The sequence below is a fragment of the Desulfocicer niacini genome (genome assembly GCF_054657595.1).
Window position 1 is genome coordinate 1 of record NZ_BAAHYK010000064.1, and the last position, 21,100, is coordinate 21,100.

16 protein-coding genes and 1 riboswitch are annotated in these 21,100 nt (G+C 47.7%); of the genes, 10 read left to right on the forward strand and 6 right to left on the reverse strand.

The window, feature by feature from the left end:
- Positions 1-148: 148 nt before the first annotated feature.
- From ACYQ2M_RS22485 to ACYQ2M_RS22495, 3 genes are all read left to right on the forward strand, one after another.
- Positions 149-1,726 carry a glycerol-3-phosphate dehydrogenase/oxidase gene (locus ACYQ2M_RS22485; protein ID WP_459918641.1) on the forward strand — a complete coding sequence of 526 codons (1,578 nt, stop codon included), beginning with the start codon at positions 149-151 and terminating at the stop codon, positions 1,724-1,726.
- 487 nt (positions 1,727-2,213) lie between these two features.
- Positions 2,214-4,352 (forward strand): aldehyde ferredoxin oxidoreductase family protein, encoded by a 2,139-nt coding sequence (locus tag ACYQ2M_RS22490; protein WP_459918642.1) that lies wholly within the window; start codon positions 2,214-2,216, stop codon positions 4,350-4,352.
- A 302-nt stretch (positions 4,353-4,654) separates the two neighbouring features.
- Positions 4,655-4,852, forward strand: a complete 198-nt coding sequence (locus ACYQ2M_RS22495) for a MoaD/ThiS family protein (protein ID WP_459918643.1) — start codon at positions 4,655-4,657, stop codon at positions 4,850-4,852.
- A gap of 365 nt (positions 4,853-5,217) precedes the next feature.
- On the opposite strand, the gene ACYQ2M_RS22500 is transcribed toward ACYQ2M_RS22495, so the two are convergent.
- The gene (locus ACYQ2M_RS22500; protein WP_459918644.1) at positions 5,218-7,734 is read right to left on the reverse strand and encodes an amino acid permease; all 2,517 of its coding nucleotides are present in this window, start codon (positions 7,732-7,734) and stop codon (positions 5,218-5,220) included.
- Between the two features lie 466 nt (positions 7,735-8,200).
- Positions 8,201-8,349, forward strand: a riboswitch (FMN riboswitch).
- 266 nt (positions 8,350-8,615) lie between these two features.
- Between ACYQ2M_RS22500 and ACYQ2M_RS22505 the strand changes: the two genes are divergently transcribed.
- Complete coding sequence (locus ACYQ2M_RS22505; protein WP_459918645.1) at positions 8,616-9,437, forward strand: ribonuclease H-like domain-containing protein; 822 nt, start codon at positions 8,616-8,618, stop codon at positions 9,435-9,437.
- A 240-nt stretch (positions 9,438-9,677) separates the two neighbouring features.
- On the opposite strand, the gene ACYQ2M_RS22510 is transcribed toward ACYQ2M_RS22505, so the two are convergent.
- The 4 genes from ACYQ2M_RS22510 to ACYQ2M_RS22525 form a co-directional block, all read right to left on the reverse strand.
- Complete coding sequence (locus ACYQ2M_RS22510) at positions 9,678-9,815, reverse strand: enoyl-CoA hydratase-related protein (RefSeq protein WP_459918655.1); 138 nt, start codon at positions 9,813-9,815, stop codon at positions 9,678-9,680.
- Between the two features lie 135 nt (positions 9,816-9,950).
- Entirely contained in the window at positions 9,951-11,555 is a 1,605-nt protein-coding gene (locus ACYQ2M_RS22515) for an ArnT family glycosyltransferase (RefSeq protein ID WP_459918646.1), read from the reverse strand.
- Entirely contained in the window at positions 11,539-12,285 is a 747-nt protein-coding gene (locus ACYQ2M_RS22520; protein WP_459918647.1) for a TVP38/TMEM64 family protein, read from the reverse strand. The genes ACYQ2M_RS22515 and ACYQ2M_RS22520 overlap by 17 nt, the downstream gene beginning before the upstream one ends.
- Positions 12,278-13,081, reverse strand: coding sequence for a glycosyltransferase family 2 protein (locus ACYQ2M_RS22525; RefSeq protein ID WP_459918648.1), 804 nt, complete (start codon positions 13,079-13,081; stop codon positions 12,278-12,280). Before ACYQ2M_RS22525 ends, ACYQ2M_RS22520 begins: the two co-directional genes overlap by 8 nt.
- Before the next feature lie 508 nt (positions 13,082-13,589).
- Here ACYQ2M_RS22525 and ACYQ2M_RS22530 point away from each other — a divergent pair.
- The 5 genes from ACYQ2M_RS22530 to ACYQ2M_RS22550 all read left to right on the forward strand — a co-directional run bounded on the left by ACYQ2M_RS22530 (position 13,590) and on the right by ACYQ2M_RS22550 (position 20,080).
- Entirely contained in the window at positions 13,590-16,184 is a 2,595-nt protein-coding gene (locus ACYQ2M_RS22530) for a hybrid sensor histidine kinase/response regulator (RefSeq protein WP_459918649.1), read from the forward strand.
- A 148-nt stretch (positions 16,185-16,332) separates the two neighbouring features.
- Positions 16,333-17,364: a low-specificity L-threonine aldolase gene (gene ltaE, locus ACYQ2M_RS22535; RefSeq protein WP_459918650.1), complete on the forward strand. Its 1,032-nt coding sequence runs from the start codon at positions 16,333-16,335 to the stop codon at positions 17,362-17,364.
- 468 nt (positions 17,365-17,832) lie between these two features.
- On the forward strand, positions 17,833-18,579 hold the full coding sequence (locus tag ACYQ2M_RS22540; RefSeq protein ID WP_459918651.1) for a glutamine ABC transporter substrate-binding protein: 747 nt from the start codon (positions 17,833-17,835) through the stop codon (positions 18,577-18,579).
- 74 nt (positions 18,580-18,653) lie between these two features.
- The gene (locus ACYQ2M_RS22545) at positions 18,654-19,325 is read left to right on the forward strand and encodes an amino acid ABC transporter permease (RefSeq protein WP_459918652.1); all 672 of its coding nucleotides are present in this window, start codon (positions 18,654-18,656) and stop codon (positions 19,323-19,325) included.
- Positions 19,326-19,351: 26 nt separating this feature from the next.
- Positions 19,352-20,080 (forward strand): amino acid ABC transporter ATP-binding protein, encoded by a 729-nt coding sequence (locus ACYQ2M_RS22550; protein ID WP_459918656.1) that lies wholly within the window; start codon positions 19,352-19,354, stop codon positions 20,078-20,080.
- 218 nt (positions 20,081-20,298) lie between these two features.
- Here the strand turns inward: ACYQ2M_RS22550 and ACYQ2M_RS22555 are convergent, their stop codons facing one another.
- Complete coding sequence (locus tag ACYQ2M_RS22555; protein ID WP_459918653.1) at positions 20,299-20,502, reverse strand: transposase; 204 nt, start codon at positions 20,500-20,502, stop codon at positions 20,299-20,301.
- On the opposite strand from ACYQ2M_RS22555, the gene ACYQ2M_RS22560 reads away from it, so the two are divergent.
- The gene (locus ACYQ2M_RS22560) at positions 20,502-20,942 is read left to right on the forward strand and encodes a transposase (protein WP_459918654.1); all 441 of its coding nucleotides are present in this window, start codon (positions 20,502-20,504) and stop codon (positions 20,940-20,942) included. The genes ACYQ2M_RS22555 and ACYQ2M_RS22560 overlap by 1 nt on opposite strands.
- Positions 20,943-21,100: the final 158 nt, after the last annotated feature.

Genomic DNA, 21,100 nt, shown 5'->3' on the forward strand with positions numbered 1-21,100 from the left:
TGCCATTTGGCTCCACGTCTACGACCCTATCTTCGTTGTGGGTTATATGACTGATGCAAATAATTAGATCCTCAGACATGTACATTACCACCCCGAATATTAACATATCATTTAGTACATAGCCCCAGGAATTAAGGAGAATAACACCATGCAACGCGATTTTCAGCTGGACCAGTTAGGGCAGAACCCGGACAAAAAATGGGATATTGTTGTTATCGGAGGCGGTGCAACGGGCCTTGGAATTGCGGTGGATGCCGCATCAAGGGGTTATGACACCGTGCTCCTGGAACAATCTGATTTTTCCAAGGGAACCTCCAGTCGAAGTACCAAACTTGTCCATGGCGGTGTCCGCTACCTTGCCCAGGGTGATATTTCTCTTGTGCTTGAAGCCCTGAACGAGCGGGGATTACTGCGCAAAAACGCCCCCCACCTGGTGAAAAACCAGGCCTTTATCATTCCCAACTATGACTGGTGGGAAGGACCCTTTTACAATATCGGCATGAAAGTCTATGACATGATGGCCGGGCGCCTGGGCCTTGGACCATCGGAGAAAATATCCAGGGAAGAAACCTTAAAGGCCATTCCCAACCTGGATGAAAATCACCTCAACGGGGGGGTCATCTACTATGACGGTCAGTTTGACGACAGCCGGCTGGCAATCAACCTGGCCCAGACCGCCGTGGAAAACGGAGCCATTGTCCTCAATTACATGCCGGTGACAGGACTTATCAAAGACGAAAGCAACCTGATCTGTGGTGTGGAGGCCCTGGATGCGGAGTCCGGAAAAAGGCATACCATCCACTCCCGGGTGGTCATCAATGCCACCGGGGTTTTTGTGGATGATATTCTTTTAATGGATGATAAAGAGGCAGCTCCCCTGGTAAGGCCCAGCCAGGGGATACACTTTGTATTGGACAGGTCGTTTCTCCAGGGTGATTCAGCCATCATGATCCCGAAAACATCCGATGGCCGTGTTTTGTTTGCCGTTCCCTGGCATGGCAAAGTGGTGGTGGGAACCACAGACACCCCCCTTCAAACCGAAGACATCCATCTGGAACCCAGAGCCCTGGAAGAAGAGATCGATTTCATACTGACAACGGCTGCCCAATATTTGAAAAAAGATCCCCAGAGAGAAGATGTCTTGAGCGTATTTGCAGGGCTCCGCCCCCTGGCAGCCCAGGAAGATAACCAGAGTCAGAGTACCAAGGAGATTTCCCGAAGTCACCGGCTCATGGTCTCTTTGTCTGGACTTGTCACCATCACCGGCGGCAAGTGGACCACCTATCGAAAAATGGCCGAAGACACGGTGAACAAGGCCTGGATGGTGGGGGGCCTGCGGGAAAAGAAATGCGTCACGGAAAACATGCCCATCCACGGCTATGTCAAAAATATTCAATTTGATTCTCCGGGTTATTTTTACGGGGCAGACCGGGCGGCCATCAACGAGATGATCCAGTCCCGGCCGAACTTAGGTAAACGTCTGCACCCGGATTATGAATATACCCGGGCCCAGGTGGTCTGGGCCGTTCGCCACGAAATGGCACGCACCGTGGAAGATTTTCTCTCCCGAAGAATAAGAATGCTTCTGCTGGATGCCAGGGTCAGCATAACCATGGCAAAGGAGGTGGCAAAAATCATGGCCCGGGAACTCAAGCGCAGCCCGGAATGGGTAAACTCCCAGGTGGCCGATTATGAGGCCCTGGCACAAGGCTACATTCTAAGCTGAAAAACAGCCCCTTCTGAATCAGATATTCAGAAGGGGCCTGTATAAGCCCAAACTGAATATCCCCACAACAGCACACACCTCCCCGCAGTTTCGGCACTTTAGTCCAGCAGGGCAAAGGCTTGACGACGATCTTGTTCCGGATCGGCCAACTAAAACGTGAACACCGAGTTAAGGCACCAGAGGTACTTGATATCCTTTTTATCATGATTTCAATAAACTTTGATTGACAAAGTTTATTGAATATCTTATCAAAGGTAGAAAGGTTCAACCATTCAAATATTGCTCAAACAATATATGCTTTATATAAAAATGCAGCATCTGAACCCCCAACGGTCACCCGGTCCGGCCCATTCGGAGCCAAAGGCGATCAGCCCTTTTGCCCTGCCGGGCGTTAAGAAGCGCAGGCTGCTTGAGGACAAACCAATCCGCTATAATACAAAAGCCATATCAAGACTGAAAATATCTTTAAATAAAAGGAGTTAAAAAAATGGATCAGATAAGCTTAAAAGAGATAAAATCTATTTCTTACGAAAAGGCTGAGGTCAAAATGGGGTACACGGACCAGTCTCTTCGCGTTAATCTTCAAAATTCAGACATTATTATCCGTCCCATTGAAAAAAAAATAAAAGAAAAGTTCATTGGCGGCAAAGGCTATGATCTCTGGCTCATGTGGAATTCTGTAACAGGTGAGACAAAATGGAATGATCCTGAAAACGCCGTGTGCATCTCATCTGGCCCCCTGGGGGGAACGCCGGGATATCCGGGCGGCGGCAAAAGTATTGTCACTGCCATTTCGCCCCTCACCGGGGCCCCCATGGACTCCAATGTTGGCGGATATTTCGGGCCTTACAAGAAATTCTCCGGCTTTGATGTCATTCAGATTGATGGAAAGGCAGAGGCGGATACCGTTGTCCTCATTGACGGCATTGAAAACAAGATAAAAATCTTCCATGCGTCAGACCTTCCCACGGACGCTTATGAAATGTCCAGAATTCTAACCCACTATTTTGACGATAAAAAACCGGTGAACGTCTCTGTGGTAACGGCAGGACCCGGTGCCGAAAATACCTTTTTCGGATGCCTTAATTTTTCATGGTGGGATGCCGGACGTAAAATGGTTCGCTACAAACAAGCCGGACGCGGTGGCATCGGCACCGTATTTGCCGATAAGAAAATCAAGGCGGTTGTGGCAAGATATGGCGCTATTTCAATGAAAAGCAACCAACCCTTTGATCTGGATGGCTTAAAAACCGTAACCAAAACCCATGCCAAGGAGATCCATACACTGGACCCCAAACAGAACCGCATGGCTCTTGTGGGTACCACCCATCTGATCCCCATCATGAATGACCACGATTGTCTGCCGGTGCATAACTTCAAATTCGGTTCCCATCCCCAGAGCAAAGTCATTGGTGAAGAGGTCTATGAACACATCTTTGACAAAGGATTTGACGGGTGCTGGAAAGGCTGTGCCGTGGCCTGTGCCCATGGGGTAAAAGATTTCTCTCCGTTTACCGGGCCATACAAAGGCACCAAGGTTTTTGTGGACGGCCCTGAATACGAAACCGTTGCCGGGTGCGGATCAAACCTTGGTATCTTTGATGCCCATACCATTCTTGAAATCAACTTTTACTGCGATGCCTATGGCATCGACACCATTTCCGTTGGAACCTCCATCGGATTTGTCATGGAATGTTTTGAAAATAACCAGATTACCACCACCCATACCGGCGGTATGGATTTAAGCTTTGGAAATCGTCTCAATGCCTTGGAAATTATCCACCAGATGGCCCGGGGAGAGGGCTTTGGTGCCATTGTGGGTAAAGGTATCCGGCAGATGAAAACCATTTTTGCCAGAGACTTCGGCGCTGACCCTAAATTTATGACCGACATCGGCATGGAATCCAAAGGACTTGAATTTTCTGAATATATCACCAAAGAATCCCTGGCCCAGCAGGGCGGCTACGGCCTTGCCCTTAAAGGCCCCCAGCATGATGAAGCCTGGCTAATTTTCCTTGATATGGTCCACAATTTCATGCCCACCTTTGAAAACAAAGCAGAGGCCCTGCACTGGTTTCCCATGTTCAGAACCTGGTTTGGCCTTTGCGGACTCTGCAAACTTCCCTGGAATGACATTGTCCCTGAAGATAATAAAAACACAGCAGAACCGGCAAAAGTTGAAAAACACGTGGGATGGTATGCGGATTTCTTCTCTGCGGTTACCGGCAGAAAGGTGGGACCCGAGGATCTGATTACCATGAGCGAAGCCGTGTACAATTTTCAGCGGGTCTTCAACCTGAAAATGGGATACGGAACAAGGGAACATGATACGGTTCCCTACAGGGCGGTGGGACCTGTCACCCCGGAAGAATACGACAGCCGCAAAGAGCGCTACGACACCCAGCTCATTGAAAAATACAGCATGGACATCTCCGGAATGGATACCCCGGCCAAGGTGGCTGCCCTGCGCGAAAAAAGAGAAGAGCAGTATGAAATCCTTAAAGATGCGGTTTACAAAAGACGCGGCTGGACGGAGAACGGTATCCCCACTGTGGAGACGGTTAAACGGCTGGGAATTGATTTTCCTGAGGTTCTTGAGGTTCTCAAAAAAAACGGGGTTGAATAATATTACGTTGAAGTACCAGACATCTGGGTTGTAAACCACCACAACTTAGTGGGTGCACTCATCACAACAAAAAACAAAAATGGCATAATGCCGCCCCCCCGACGGGCAATGGGCCCGGCCCGGAACCGTAAACGGCTCAATTGGCCGCTTCCTATTGCCCATCGGGGGGGCTCTGCTGAGGATGCTCGGAAGTTTTATTTTCTAATAACCCACATGGCGGTAATTACCTGCCACAACGAAAATTGGAACTCTCATTATTACAGCACTTTGGACGGAGTTTCTTATAAAAGGAAGGATTATCCATGATAGAAGTGGATGATAAGAAACACCAATGGACGGAAGGAATGACCATAAAATCTCTATTAAAAGAGATTGATAACACCCGCTTCTGCTCTGTTGTAAGACTTAACGGCAAGCTGATATCCAGCCCTAAATTCCATGAGACAAAAATTCCCGACAATTCCATCATCCGCCTGCTGCCCCTGGTGGCAGGCGGGTAGCCCTTAAAAAATAAGGGTTTTACAAGACACCACATGTAACGATTTTTTTATATGAAACTCCGTCCAACGTGCTGCAATGATGAGCGTTTCAACTTTCGTTGTGGCAGGTGCTTACTGCCATGTATGTTTATATGAGTATGAGAAGGTAGCCTTCAAGTCTACCTCAGCAGAGCCCCTCCCCCGATGGGCAATAGGAACCGGACAATCGAGCTGTCTACAGCTCCGGTCCGGGACCATTGCCCATCGGGGGAGGGGCGGCATAATGCCATTTGGCTCCGCGTCTACGACCCTATCTTCGTTGTGTCCGACAGGACATGCCCGTTATAAAGAATACAGGGCTTGATTTTAACTCCACCATATTTATGTCACTCTTTGCCCCGACCCTCCACCGGAATCCCCTTGGCCTCGGCCTCTTCGGCAATATCCTGGGATTTTTTACTTTCCCTGGCTGCTTTTTTCATCGCCACCTCGGCATCCCGCTGGGCTGACAAGGCGTCTTTTAATCCGACAAGCTGGGCCTCATCCATGACCCCGCCGGATAACTCCACAGCAGCCATCTTCTTCCGGGCCTTCTCCCGGGTGACTTCGGCTTCCTGGTTGGCCTTGAGCGCACGTTTTTCGGCATGTTCAAGGGCATCCATGAGGGCGGAAAGTTCCTGCACCGGGCCTTCCTCGGGTTCGGCATCCAGATTTATAGCTTCAGCCGTCATCACCATAGCAACGGTATTCAGTCGTCCAAGCAAATCTTCACAGGGGGTTCCCGTAGGGCCTGATACCTGGTTATTGCCCAGAGAGAACGGCATAAACACAAGAGTGGCATCCGCTGTATATTCCACAATCTCATCATCACTGATCTCCGGCACAATAAGGGCCTGGGCAGTGATCCGGATATCATCAAGAGCCGTCTGAAGAGCAGCCATATTTTCCGGGGAGTCCGTGTCATAATTCATGGCCAGCACCCGTATGACACAATCTTCCCAAGCCGCATCCCGGGCCATTAGATGGGCAAACATCAGCATCAGATGACTTGTATTGTCGCCTTTCCAGCACACGTCAATTCTTTTGTCTTCCGGCTTAACGGCTTCTATCGGGGTCCATCCGTCGGGTTTTATGGAAAGAATTACGGTGTTACACCGATGCCGGGAAGCCGACCGCACAAGGGGTATGAGGCCTGATTCTCCGGAGCTTTCCAAGGCTGTACACTCCTGCCAGTTTAAAAGGACAGTATTGGTGCGAACGGCCCCGATACCAAAGGATTGCACGGCGGCCTGAAGACCTTCTTCAAGGGATGCCGCGGTGATCACCACCGGAAAGGAATGGCGTTTCAACTGCTGAAGTTCCAGGCTAAGGGCTTCCCTTTCCTTGAGCCACTCCCGTCCCATGCGGACTCCCCGGCCTTCCAGGACCGTCAGTGAGGCCGTAAATCCGCTGCCGCCTTCAAACCATGCCCCCAGGGTTAAAAGCTGTTTTCTGGCCTGGGTTTCCCGGGTCATGGCAAGCACACAGGGACGCCAGTCCCTGGGGTGTTCCAGGTCCTCCTGGGCCGCCAGAAGATTCTCCCGGATTTTTTTAAGATGATAGGAGCGTTGACCGTCCGCCCATCGTGCCGGCCCTGAGGTCTGTTTCAAATACTGATAAATGGCCGTAATAATGGCAATGGCAATAAGCCCTGTCATGAAATCAATGGCCAGCATCACCCCCAGGCAGGCCAGAAAACCGGCCAGGCTGATCCACTTATGATAATATCGAAACCGGGGCCGAAAAGACGGACTTGCCGAATTGGCTTCAAAATAGGTGGCATAATTGAGCAGTCCATAGGAAATCAAGAAGAACATGGATACAATGCGTGCAATGAGGTCCAGCTGACCAAGGGCAATGGTTCCAAGGGCGATAACAAGAGAAAAAAGCACCCCGCGTCGTGGATTGTTTGTGGGGCCAAACCCTTTGGCAAAGCGGTTTAAAATGGGAAAGATCTTATCCGACGACAAAGACTGAAGGATTCTGGGCGCCCCTAGAAAGGAGGCCATGGCCGAAGACAAGGTTGCGGCAATAACCCCGGCATCAATGAAAAATCCCCAGGCAGAAGCCTGTTTCATGGAGCCATAGTCGTTTCTTAGAATCTCACCGGGCAGGGCGCCTGCCATAAGGACTGCCACTGTAAAATACACGCAGATGGAAATCCCCACGGCCATGAAGGTTCCCAAAGGAAGGCTTTTGAGCGGATCTTTAAGATCTCCGGACATGCTCACCCCCTGGGTAAAACCCGTAACAGCCGGAAAAAAGATGGCAAACAGCATCCAGAATCCAAAGGAGCTTTTCTGTGAACCCCAGTTTTGAGCCAGCAAGCCAGCATCCCAGTGCATGGCACCGCCAATGTAAAAGGACATAAGCGCCAGTGTCAGAAAGGCCATGACCCCATACTGGAACCGAGTGGCCCAGTCAGCTCCCATCCAGGCCAGAAGAAAGAGAAACAATACGGCAAGCCCACCGATCCATTGGGGAGAAAGGGACAGGCCCGGGGCAAAGATGGCAGCCACGGCTTCTCCAAAACCAATGCAGTAAAATGCGATGGACACCGACTGGGCAAGGAATAAAACAATACCAATGGCACCGCCAAACTCAAGTCCAAGTGTTCTGGAAATCAGGTAATAATCCCCGCCACCTTTGACCTTCAGATTTGTGGCCACAGCGGCCAGGGAAAAACTGGTCAGAATGGAGATCAGGTTGGCAAGGGCAAGGATGATAAGGGCCGAGGCAAGACCCGCGTTACCAATGACAAACCCCAGACGAAGAAAAAGAATAATACCCAGGATTGTCAGAAGGCTTGGCGTAAAAACCCCTGCAAAGGTTCCCAGGGTTCCCCCGGTCGCTTTTACTTCCATTGATGGTTTCATGTTAAGGCTGTCCCTCTTTCTTTCATAATACATTGCGGCCCATTAACGGTATGGTTCATTACTTGAGCATCTCCGGTTCTGGGGTTGATAACAACAGTACCCACCCTATTTAAATGCACCGTTCGGTTCAGACAAATGGAGCGGATTGATCCTCGTTTATTTCCCGAATCGCGGAAATTTTGACTTCGTGATTATAAGCTGCTTACGTACAAAACACCACTCTTAATGACCAAACCCTCGAGTTCTATGGTCAGGTTGTACAATCTTTCAGGTGACCTTTACCACAGCAGCCGATGCCGGGAAACCTCTGGCTGAAATACTCACCAGGGCGGATCAAAAATCACCTTGATAAAAAGGATAATTTTCTTGAACTTACCCCCCTTTGGTTTCACAATTAGAATGGCTGTCATGTCCCATTTTTCATTGATACGATTTTTTATTGAGCTATATGCTATTGAATTCTCAGGGCGGGATGAAATTCCCCACCAGCGGTGATTTTGATAAAATCAAATAAGCCCGCAAGCACCTGCGGTTAAAGCAGGGTCAGCAGATCTGGTGAGACTCCAGGACCGACGGTTAAAATCCGGATGGGAGAGAATAAATGGCTGCCGGCAAAGTTCTGTACAAAACTCTGCGGCGGTGTTGCGGCATTTTTTGCGACTGCAATAAGATATCTTTGATATCAGGGCATCGGTTTTTATTGACTTACCGTTCATCAAGCCTGACCCCATTGCTCCGCCAGCTGAGACGGGTGGTGCATGTTGTGAGCAAGCCCTTTTTTCCCTATTTGATTTTTCATAAAAATCCAAGTATACATCATGGCTCACCCATGGCGCTCACTTTAATATTTTTTGAAAACCAGGAGACACATGCTAAAAAACACCTTTCACCATATTCCAGGTATCGGAGCCGGGACAGAAGCCAATCTATGGAAAGCCGGCATAAAAAAATGGGAAGATGTGAAGTCAGAGTCGATAAACACCATTTCCACCAAACGGCTGGCCACCCTCAGAAAGCATGTGGATATCTCCCTGAAAAACCTTGAAGAGGACAATTTTAAATTTTTTGAAAACCTGCTGCCCTCGGCCCTGGTATGGCGAATTTTTCCCCAGGTACGCCATGACACCGCATACATTGATATTGAAACCACAGGGCTTGAAGCTTGGGATAAGATCACCACCATAGCCCTTTATGATGGCCAAAACATTAAATATTATGTCAATGGAGAGACTCTGGACACATTTGCCCAGGATATTTTTAATTACAGCACCGTTGTCACATACAACGGAAAATGTTTTGATATCCCTTTTATTGAAAGATATTTCAATATCACCATGGACCATGTCCACATTGATCTGAGGTATATTCTCAAAAGCCTGGGATATGGCGGTGGACTTAAAGAATGCGAAAAAAAGCTGGGGATTGACCGGGGAGATCTGGTCGGCGTTGATGGTTACTTTGCCGTACGGCTATGGTGGGATTACAAAAACCATGGAAACATAAAATCCCTGGAAACACTTCTTGCCTATAACATTGAGGATGTGGTCAACCTGGAAACGCTGATGATCATGGCCTATAATAAAAAAATCAAGGAAACTCCTTTTTTTGAAAGCCATCGCATGACTTTACCCAAGGCCCCGGAAATTGAGTTTAAAGCCCACACACCCACGGTGAAGAGATTACAATTTTAGAAAACGCTCCTGAACCTCTATGAATGCTGTAGCTGAGAGGGGTCAGGCTTGTATTATTGGCGTTATCGACCAAAGCCGGGGCGATCCCCAAACGCCACCGATAATACCCAGAATGCAAGCCTGCCCCCTCCCAATGACAAATGCATTAACTTTTTGGCTCATATTGTGTTTCAGGGTATTATCCCCTTAAAACGATGATAACCCATTGTATTTAAATAGAATACTCTATGGTTTTAACATTCACAACTCACTATCCAGTTGATCGTGGGGCACTACGACATTGACCAGACCCATCTCCAGGGCTTCAGCAGCGGAATATCTGTGACACATATACCAAATTTCCTTTGCTTTTGTTATTAGATCCTGAGTTTTTATCAGGCTCTATGCTTTTGACAATAATCTGTATCTTAACAAATTGCAACGAAATCGTCAATAACGCAAGCCTGATCCCACCACGAAAAGCGAACATCAAAAATTAAGTTTTTAAGAATGAAAAGCTGAAAACAGGCCCCATCATAAACGTTCCTCATCGTTGTAAACCACCCAGGCCAGCGATTTGTTTCCAAGGGAAAAAGGTTCAATCGTTTCAGAATTTTCAAGACATGGGCTCACAAGTTCCCGCTGGTTCATGGAAAAGACCAGCACCCCTTTGCCGGTCTGCTTCATGGTGGAGACCAGCAACGAAATGTCATCCAGGCGTTTCCCCTTTCGCCCTGCATAAAGGGAAATGATTTCGCCGTTCATGCCGTAGTAAAGAATGGGTTGATCTTCGGATAACACCTGTGCAATCTGCCGGGAGACCACTTCCGGTGTCTTAACCGGGTTCAACGCCGGAAAAACCGCCGTACCAATGTAAAACTGCAGGAGCACCAGAAAAACAATAAAGGTGCCAAACCAGGCCTTTTCCATGGGCACATACAGATGGAGACGTGCCAGAATCAACGAGCCTGTAATCAACATAGCAGCTCCCCCGGCAATGACAATCTTTGGAAGGGGCACTGCCAGAAAAAGGGCGATGACAAGGCCCAGCCCCAGCAATAAAAAAGCCCCTAGAAGCGGATACACAGTCCATTTTTGCCACCGTTCGGATACCCTGGGCATGGATGGCATAACCGATGCCAGAAGAAGCGCCGCCGCAGGATACACCGACAGAATGTAAAGATTTCGCTTGCCACCGCACAGGCTGAAAAAAATCACCACAAATAGAATCCACCCCACTAAACAACGGGTCTGTTTTTTCAAACCAGTGTGCCGGACAAGGATCACCCCGGCAAGGGGCATGAAAAAAGTCCATGGCATGAAATCAATAAAGAGGTATTGAATATAGTAGTAAAAGGGCTTGTAATGCCCCCCGAAGCTGCCCTGGACCCGTCCCAGATTCTGATCAAATATCAATTCATTGAAATAGGCACCGGGAGCACCGGTTAGCTTTGCCAGCAGCAGCCAAATCAAAGGGAAAATCAATGCCAGGGGAATGCCCCACACCCACTGTTTTTTTAAGATGGTTTTGCCCTGGCCGGACAGCAAATTACCACAAAGATAAATACCACAGGGAACAATGAATCCCACAGGTCCCTTGGCAAGAATGCCAAGCCCCATGAAGGAAAATCCCCCAAGGGTGTATTTGAGATCAGGGGAAATATCATTCTTAAACAGAAAATAGAGGGCACACATCTCCAACCCCAAAAGCAACATGTCTATCTGACCGGTACCGGCTTTGTGCCAGAAAAGAAACGAGGTGGAAAGAATAAACATGGCCCACCAGGCAGTCCTGTCATCGAACCACATGGCCGAAAGTCTGGTAAAGGCCCACAACGCAAGGATAATCCCCAGCAATGTGGGAAGCCGTCCGGCAACACCGTTAAACTCCCCACCGGTAAAAAGGGTGGCAGCCTGGATAAGCCAGAACATGAGAGGGGGCTTGTGGGCATAGAATTCTCCGTTGCGCTGGGGCGTAAAGTAGTTGCCCGATTGGGCCATCTCCCAGGCCACATAGGTATACCGGGGCTCATCGGGTTCCCAGAATCCCCGGAGAACATACTGAGGAGTCCATACGGCCATGGCAAAAAGCACAATTAACAGAACCGGTACCGCCTTTTTTTTAACAGCTTCCATCATCACTTCTCCTTGGGGAACAGTGGGGGGCCGCCATGGGCAGCCATTTCTTTAATATGAGGGTGAAAAGATGCAGTAAAATGATGAGCACAAAGCCCAGTATCAGATGCAAGGTTCTGCCGCCGGTACCTCCGCTGCCAAACAGGCACATGATGATGGTAAGGGGGGTAAAGCCGATAAGGGAGCCCGCCAGATAGGGGAAAAGGCCCACCCTGCAATATCCGCTGAAAAGGCTGACAACCGTGGAATTGCTGAAGGGAAACAGCCGTGCATAGAGAACCCACAAAAATGCTTTTTGTTGAAACGCCTGTCGATATCGCCCCAATCGTTTTTCCAGAAAAGACCATTTCCCCGGGGAAAGGAACCACCATCCCACCAGAAAAAGAACTGCTGCACCCAGAAGAGAGGCACCCAGAGCCACGGCAGTACCAAGCCACGGATTAAAGATAACTCCAGCTCCGGCGCTAATCCACAACCGGGGAACGCCGAAGCTGATCAACACCCCCCCTGTCAGCAGGTACACCACAGATGCAAGGAGAATACCAAAGGGTCTTGTCTCCAATGCCTCTGTAAAGGCATTGATTTTAATGATAAAAGCATGGAGATCCAACAGCTGAACCATAAGGGGAAGCAACAAAAACATGAGGCCAATGCAAAGCGGTTGCATAATTGCTCTGACCCCATCTGGATTCCGACGAACGCATATTTCCGATTCCCGGGGACAACTATTCATGGGAAGTTTCCCTGTCCGGTGTTGATGATTGATATTCTGTCAATTCATATCTCAAGGCCCTTTTCTGGAGCCACCACACCCCTGCAAGGTCGGCAAGCCCCACCCAGAGCCGGCTGTTGATACCAAGGCCATATTTGCTCACGCCCTGGAGTCGTTGCCGGTGGGACACAGGGGTTTCAGCAACTTTATAGCCTGCCATGATCATCAATGCCGGAAAAAATCGATGGGCATTGCGAAAAAAATGAATCCGGGCAAGGCAGGAGCGTCGAAATACCCGAAGGGAACATCCCACATCGGAGATATGATCCTTTAACAGTCGAGCTCTGAGCCCATTTGCCACCCGGCTTGAAAATTTCCGGATCAGGCCATCTGCCCTTTGTGCTCTTATGCCGCAAAGCATATCCACCTTCAGCTGCGCCATCTTGTCAATGAGTCCAGGCAGATCTGAAGGATCATTTTGTCCATCTCCGTCAAGGGTGGCAATGACCTCTCCCAGGGCCCTTGAAAATCCTGCTTCAAGGGCTGCTGACTGCCCACTGTTTGGTGCCAGGTGAACGGCCCTGCAGAAAGCAAATTCCCGGGCAAGGGCATCCATCAGGGAAGGGGTGGTGTCACTGGAACCGTCATTAACCATGATCAGCTCCCAGCCATTTTTAAAAGCCATGGCAGAAGCGGATGTGTTTGCCACGGAAATAATTTCCCGGCATACTGCTTCAACGTTCTCTTCTTCATTGTAAAAAGGTACTACTATAGTCAGATATGGCCTGGCGAAATGTAAATCCACTTTTTGCTGCATTTATTTTCCTGTTGTTTCATATTTTTTCCGATGGTGCAAAGGGAAAATCACTATGGCATTGTACCATTTTACCGCCACACTATCCATGATTATGCGTCTTAAAATAAAGAAAAAACTACATGGTCCATGCTTCATGCCCTCTTTTAAATTATAACACCAATTAACATTTTTCCTGCCTTTCCTGCCAGAAAAATTGTTATTTATTATTTTCAGGTAGCACACCTATTATGAAAAACCCATGAAGACAGAAAGGCAAAAAAATATAATTGGCGAAGATATTGAAGATTCAAATCAGATATTTGTGGGAGTATCGAAAAGCGAGATAGACACGACACAATGTTGTATTTGTTTCTTAAACAAACGCTCAACCATTGACAGTGGCATCTTTATTGATGTAATATTCTTTACTGAAAATTATTTAAATTTAATCATAAGGGTGGCCACGTCAGGCCTTGACTCCGTATTGCAGCAAACGATCTCTGTAAATAATGAACCAAGTGGTGGCATCATGTCTATCAACGGCCTAAAAAGGCTATCTCAATGCTGGCAGAACCTGGAGAAAAAATGGCTTCCGGCGCATGTGTGGACCGGCGATCCCTTTACTCTCTGGCAGGAACGGATTTTATTTATCATCTGTTTCATAGCAACTTTCCTTGGCCCCTTCGCACTTATTCCTTCCATCATACTGGCCGTATCAACAGGTTTTGTAAATGTTGCTGTTCTGGACTGTGCTGCATATATTGCAGCCGTAATTGTTTTATTCTCCCGGGACACCGCACTTAATATTAGGGCTGTTGCCGTTTTTTCCATTTTATATTTGCTGGGCGCCGGATTGCTGTTTTTTCTAGGCCCCATTGGTACCGGATACATATGGCTTCTCGGAGCATCTATTATCATAAGCAGTGTTTATGATTTCAAGGCGCTATTTTTTATATTTGCTTTAAATGTATTTACATTGCTGGTGTTTGCTTTTTTAATTTACGCGGGGATGCTGGATTGGGCCATTCTGGCAGAGAAGGCCCTTGAAAAATGGCTGGTGATGGCGGTAAACTTTCTTCTTGTTAATGCCCTTGTAGGCATTACGACGATCCTGATGCTGCACAGCCTTAAAGAAACACTTCGCAATGAACAGAATATCCGTGCGAAATCACAGGAAAATGAACAGCGATATCGAACATTGTTTGAAACTGCAAAAGATGCCATCTTTCTTATGAAAGACGATATTGTTATTGATTGCAACCCATCCTCTTTGTCTATGTTCGGATGTGAAGAGAAAAACGAATTGCTTGACCTTCACCCATGGGCATTATCACCCCTGAATCAATCGGATGGGCAGGACTTAAAGGCTAAATCACAAATCTTTACAAACGCAGCACTGGCTGGACATCCACAACATTTTGAATGGACCTATCAAATAAGAAATGGGACTATCATTGAAACGGAAGTTGTTTTAAGCCGGTTAATATTGAACGGAGAATTCTATCTCCAGGCAGTTCTAAGGGATGTTACAGAACGTAAACTTGCTGATGATAAACTACGCGAGAGTGAGGCACGTCTTTACGCAGTGTTTAACGCAGTTAAGAGCATCCCTGTTCAGGGCTATGACCGGGAACGCCGCGTGATTTTTTGGAATCGCGCAAGCCAGGATGTGTATGGTTATAGCAGTGAGGAGGCCCATGGCCAGAAAATTGAAGATCTCATCATACCCGATGACATGCGTCAAGGCGTTATACAAAGCATTGCTGCCTGGTACGAAGAGGAAATAGTAATTCCGGCCGGAGAATTGCTCCTGAAGGATAAGGGGGGAAATCCCGTTTCGGTATTCTCCAGCCATGTCATGATTCGCAATATTAACGGAGATAAGGAATTGTTCTGTATTGATGTTGATCTTTCCGAATACAAAAGGATTGAAGCTGAAAAGAATCATGTGGAAGAACAGTACCGGCAGGCTCAGAAGATAGAATCCATAGGACGATTGGCCGGGGGTGTGGCCCATGATCTCAATAATCTTTTATCCCCTATACTTGGATACTCGGAGATGCTGCTGGACGAATTTGAAATTGAAGACGAGCGGCGGGAATCTGTAGATTTGATTTTTCAGGCAGGTATTCGTGCCCGTGACCTTGTAGGGCAATTGCTGGCATTCAGTCGAAAGCAGACCCTGAATGTCAAGCAGATTGATATCAATACCACCATTTCAGGGTTTGAGCAACTTTTACGGCGAACCATTCGCGAAGACATTGAGCTGGAACTGATTCTGACACCCGCGAACCCGACTGTCACGGCTGACATCGGGCAGATAGAACAGGTACTCATGAATTTAATTGTAAATTCGGCGGATGCCATGCCCAACGGCGGTACTATTGTCATCGAAACTGCCATTGTGGACCTGGAAGACGAAGATTACATAAAGCTTCATCGAGGTGTCAAGCCGGGAAAATACGTTCTGGTGGCCATAAGTGATACAGGTTGTGGAATGGATGAAGAAACCAGCAAAAATATTTTTGAGCCTTTTTTTTCCACCAAGGGAGAACAGGGAACAGGTCTGGGGCTCGCAACGGTCTACGGTATTATGAAACAACATGACGGCAATATATGGGTCTACTCCGAGCCTGGCAAGGGGACAACCTTTAAACTATACCTGCCGCTTAACTGCACAATGGAAGTGGCCGAAAAAAACAAGGACAGCAACACCGCAATTATGGGCACCAGGGGCACAGAGACCATTGCTTTGGTGGAGGACAACGAGTCTGTGCGTAAACTTGCCCAGGTTCTGTTGAAACAAAACGGTTACAATGTTCTTGTGTCAGAGAATGGAGAGGATGCCATGAACATGCTGAACAACCATGAAGGACCTGTAAGCCTGATGCTTACCGATGTTATCATGCCTGGAATAAACGGCCGGGATGCCTATCAGATGTCCAGGAAAAAGCATCCGGATTTAAAAGTTCTGTACATGTCCGGTTATACATCCAACGTGATTGCCCATCATGGTGTTTTGGAACAAGGTGTCCAGTTTATTCAGAAACCGTTTACTGTCCTGCAATTGCTTACCAAGGTTCGCCAAGTGTTAAATCAGCCAAATACCCTGCCCCGTCATTGAGTTTCAACCTTCCACTTGATTACTTTGCCATAGGACGAATTCCCAGCGTAGATTATACTTGTCTGCATTTTGTTTTGTGTGTATCTTTATCATCCGCAATATCAATGGGAATGAATAATTAGAAGCTGAAAAAAGGAAAATAAAACAATTGATCGACCTTAGAAGTGATACCGTAACAAAACCCGATGAAGCCATGCGAAACGCAATGGCCAATGCCGAGGTGGGGGATGATGTTTATGGAGAAGATCCCACCGTTATTAAACTTGAAACCATGTGTGCCGAAATGCTGGGAAAAGAGGCTGCCCTGTTCTGCGCTTCAGGCACCCAGAGCAATCTGCTGGCCCTCATGAGCCACTGCCGCAGGGGAGATGAATACATCGTCGGACAGCACGCCCACACCTACCGCTACGAAGCGGGAGGAGCCGCAGTGCTTGGAAGTATCCAGCCCCAACCCTTGAATCTGGAAGCCGACGGCACCCTTGATCTTGAGCAGGTGGAAGCCTATATCAAACCCGATGATTTTCATTTTGCTCCCACCACTCTTTTATGCCTTGAAAACACCCAGGCAGGTAAGGTGCTACCCATGGACTATCTTGACGCTGCAGCGGGCCTGGCAGCGAGCAGAAAACTGAAATTCCATCTGGACGGCGCAAGGATATTCAATGCCGCTGTAAAACTCAACTGCCCGGTTACAGCCATTGCAAAACATTTTGACTCGGTATCGGTATGCCTGTCCAAGGGGCTTGGAGCACCTGTGGGATCTGTATTGTGTGCCTCCCGGGAACTGATCCAAAAAGCCCGGAGATGGCGAAAAATGGTGGGAGGCGGCATGCGTCAGTCCGGTATTCTGGCAGCGGCCGGAATATATGCACTGGAAAACAATGTTCAACGCCTGTCCCTTGATCATGACCATGCAGCACGGCTTGCAGCGGGCCTGTCTGCCATTGACGGCATTGATATCTCCCCGGATTCAGGGCAGACCAACATGGTATTTGTCTCCACACGGGGAAAGGGAGGAGGGCTCTCCTCCTTTATGAAGGATATGGGAATATTAATCTCCGATGATGATCATCTCCGGCTGGTCACCCATCTTAACATCAGCTCAAATAACATTGATACAGTTGTTGATGCCTTCAAGACCTTCTTTGGGTCAGACCGGGCAGCGAGCATTGCCGGATGAGCCTATGATTCTCCTGGCAGATATTGTGATCAAGCTCCCCCAAATGGGAATATGACCGTTCTCAAAAAACTTACTTTTCGTTACAATCGACAACCCAAAAAGCTTATCGCCTTTGAGCCCAAATGGGGTGGATCTGATGCCCGTTGGTAGGGCTGATGTCTCATTTTCATATAACCCACATGGCTGTAAGCACCAGCCACAACGAAAAAAATAAAACTCAAAGTATTCCAGCATCTTGGACGAAATTTCATATAAAAACCGCCACTGACAGTATAATCTTGACAGCACTTGGGATGTCATATTAATAATGTATATACTTTTCTTTCATCCACCGGCCATGGAAACCCGCTGTAAAAACCGGTCATCAAACAACCGCAACATGCAGGCTTTATCCCCATTGCATTTTAAATGCCCTGGAGCCGACAATGAAAGAGACCCATTTATTTTTTATAAAACAGGAGAACATCCATGAAAAAACTGACAGCTCTTTTGCTCACACTGATGATGATGTGCTGTTTTACAGCCACAGGGTTTGCAAAGAAAATCACAGTGGCAACGGATACCAACTTTCCTCCCTTTGAGTTCAAAGATCCGAAAACCGGTCAGCACACCGGCTTTGACGTGGAACTTTGGGATGCAATTGCCAAAAAAATCGGCATTGAATATGACCTGCAACCCATGGATTTTAACGGCATTATCCCGGGACTTCAGTCCGGTCAGCTTGATGCCGGTATTGCCGGCATCACCATCAAGCCGGAACGGGCCAAGGTGGTTGATTTTTCCGATCCCTACTACAACGCAGGTCTTCTCCTCCTGGTCAAGGCATCAAATACAGACATCACCAAGGTAGAAGATCTTGAAGGCAAGCTTGTGGCCACCAAACTTGGCACCACCAGTGAAGATTTTCTGAAAAAGAATGCCAAGGCAAAGGAAGTAAAACTCTATCCCAACAATGATGCCATGTTCATGGAACTCATGATGGGGGGTGCCGATGCAGTGATGTTTGACTCACCGGTTATTGCCAACTATGTTCGTGAGGTGGGAAAAGATAAGGTAAAAGTGGTTGGCCCTCTCTACATGGGACAGTCCTACGGCATTGGTTTTCCCAAGGGCAGCGCCCTGGTGGAAAAGGTTAATGTTGCCTTGAAAAGCCTTAAGGATAGCGGAGCCTACCGGGATCTCTACCTTAAATGGTTTAATACAGACCCCAAATAACCCATCTGATATTTTCCAATCTCTTTCCAGGGGCGGTTGCAGGTCAACCGCCCATTTTTGTATAAGGACTCAACATGGAATTTCAATTTGACTGGCCTGTCTTTTTTGAGACCCTTCCCATGCTCATGCGGGGACTGAAATTTACCCTTATCATTGCACTTGGCGGTCTTGCAGCAGGATTTGTGCTGGGTGCCTTTTTTGGATTAATGAAACTTGCCCGCCACATGGTGCCAAGAACCCTGGCAATTATTTATATTGAAGCCATCCGGGGCACCCCCATGCTGGTTCAGGCCATGTTTCTATACTATGGGGTGCCCATGGCAATGGGGCTTAGAATCCCCCCCTTAACCGCAGGAATTATCATCATTGCCGTGAATTCCGGTGCCTATATTGCCGAAATTGTCCGGGGATCAGTGCAGTCCATTGATCCGGGACAGACAGAGGCCGGGCGTTCCATCGGCCTGACCCGGGGGCAAACCATGCTTTACATCACCTGGCCCCAGGCATTTAAACGCATGATTCCCCCCCTTGGTAATCAGTTTATCATCAGCCTGAAGGATACTTCTCTGTTGATGGTCATTGGTGTGGGAGAGCTCCTGCGCACAGGTCAGGAGATTGTGGCGGTAAGCTTCAAAGCCTTTGAGGTCTATCTTGCCGTGGCAGTGGTCTATCTGGTCATGACCCTTTCCATTGCCAGGGGACTTCGCATGCTGGAAAATCATCTTGAAATGAAAACGAAACGGTAACACATGGGGGATAAAAAACCATGGAAATGATCAAAATCGTCAATCTGCATAAAAGCTATGACCAGCTGGAGGTGATCAAAGGCATTGATCTTGAAATCCAATCCGGAGAAGTGGTGTGCATCATCGGCCCATCCGGCTCCGGTAAATCCACGGTGCTTCGCTGCATAAACCGACTGGAAACCCCCACCTCCGGCCACATCATTGTGGATGGAAAGGACATCATGGACCCGGAAACCGACATCAACCATGTGCGCACCGAGGCTGGCATGGTGTTCCAGCAGTTTAATCTCTTTCCCCACATGACGGTTCTGGACAACGTGACCCTGGGTCCCATCAAGGTCAGAAAGATGAACCGTTCCGAGGCGGAAGAGCTGGGACGCTCGCTGTTAAAAAAAGTGGGACTGGCGGACAAGGAAAAAAACTATCCGGACCAGCTCTCGGGCGGTCAAAAACAGCGGGTTGCCATTGCAAGATCCCTGTCTCTCAAACCCAAAGTGATCCTGTTTGATGAGCCCACCTCGGCCCTGGACCCAGAACTTGTGGGGGAAGTGCTTGAAGTCATGAAACAGCTGGCCAGAGAGGGAATGACCATGGTTGTCGTAACCCACGAGATGGGCTTTGCAAGGGATGTGGCCCACCGAGTGATTTTCATTGACAAGGGGATCATCCAGGAAGACAACATCCCGGAAGCCTTCTTTTCCAACCCAAAAAACAAGCGACTCCAGGACTTTCTGGGAAAGGTAGCGGAACACTAGGTTGTGTTGACATTTCAGCGTAGCCATATCAAAAAGGAGGCAAAACGGATAAAATGCATGTAATTCTTTGCCCATTTTTCAAACCGTGAGAAGACCCGGCGGAATTGTTTCAGCTTACCGATAAAGCACTCGATCAGGCTACGTTCCTTATATATGTGTTTATCATATTCACGAGGTTCTTTCCGATTCGATTTTGGCGAAACAACAGGGATAATACCCTATTGTTTCAGTTGTTCAATTAATTTGTCGGCGTCATATGCTTTGTCCATGAGTGCATATGTGGCTCGAACGCCTTTAATGAGCGTATAGGCCTGGGTCACATCGGCTGCCTGTCCGCCTGTAAGGGTAAAATCCAACGGATTACCAATGGCGTCGACCATTACATGAATTTTTGTTGAAAAGCTGCCTTTGGAGCGTCCCAATGCCTGATCTTTCGGCTCAGGAAGGTGTTTTTGAGAGGCTCCTCGATGGCTATTACCCCATGGGAACAAACAAGTGTGTCATGGTCATAAAGGATGAATATGACAGAATTTTGATAACTCATGAAGCGGATAGTGAAAATGCAACGGAAGCAAGTGCTTTTTTGAACAAATTGAAAGTCTTAGGATTGAATATCACTTATGTATTTTCAGACTATTCAAAAAGCTATATATCAGCAATAAAAGAGGTTTTTCCAAAAGCAAAGTTTCAGGCGGACCATTTTTATACGGCAAAAAACATATGGAAACATCTTAAAAAAGGACTACTTGAGTATAGACGAGAAGTTAAATCAACCGGAGAAAAAGAAAAAAATGAAGAACTTCTTGAGCTCGCCACTCAATTGTGGAAAATGTCGGTGGACATTGTTGAAAAAGCCTTCTAATTTGAACAGTGAAGAACGATATGAAATAGAGAAAATTGAGACAAAAGATAAGGGCTTTATAAAAAATTTCCGTTCAATTATTCGGCAAATTGGAAATCTATTTGATTATTCCAATACAGAGATTCAGGCCAAAACAAAATTTAAAGATTTGAAAATTC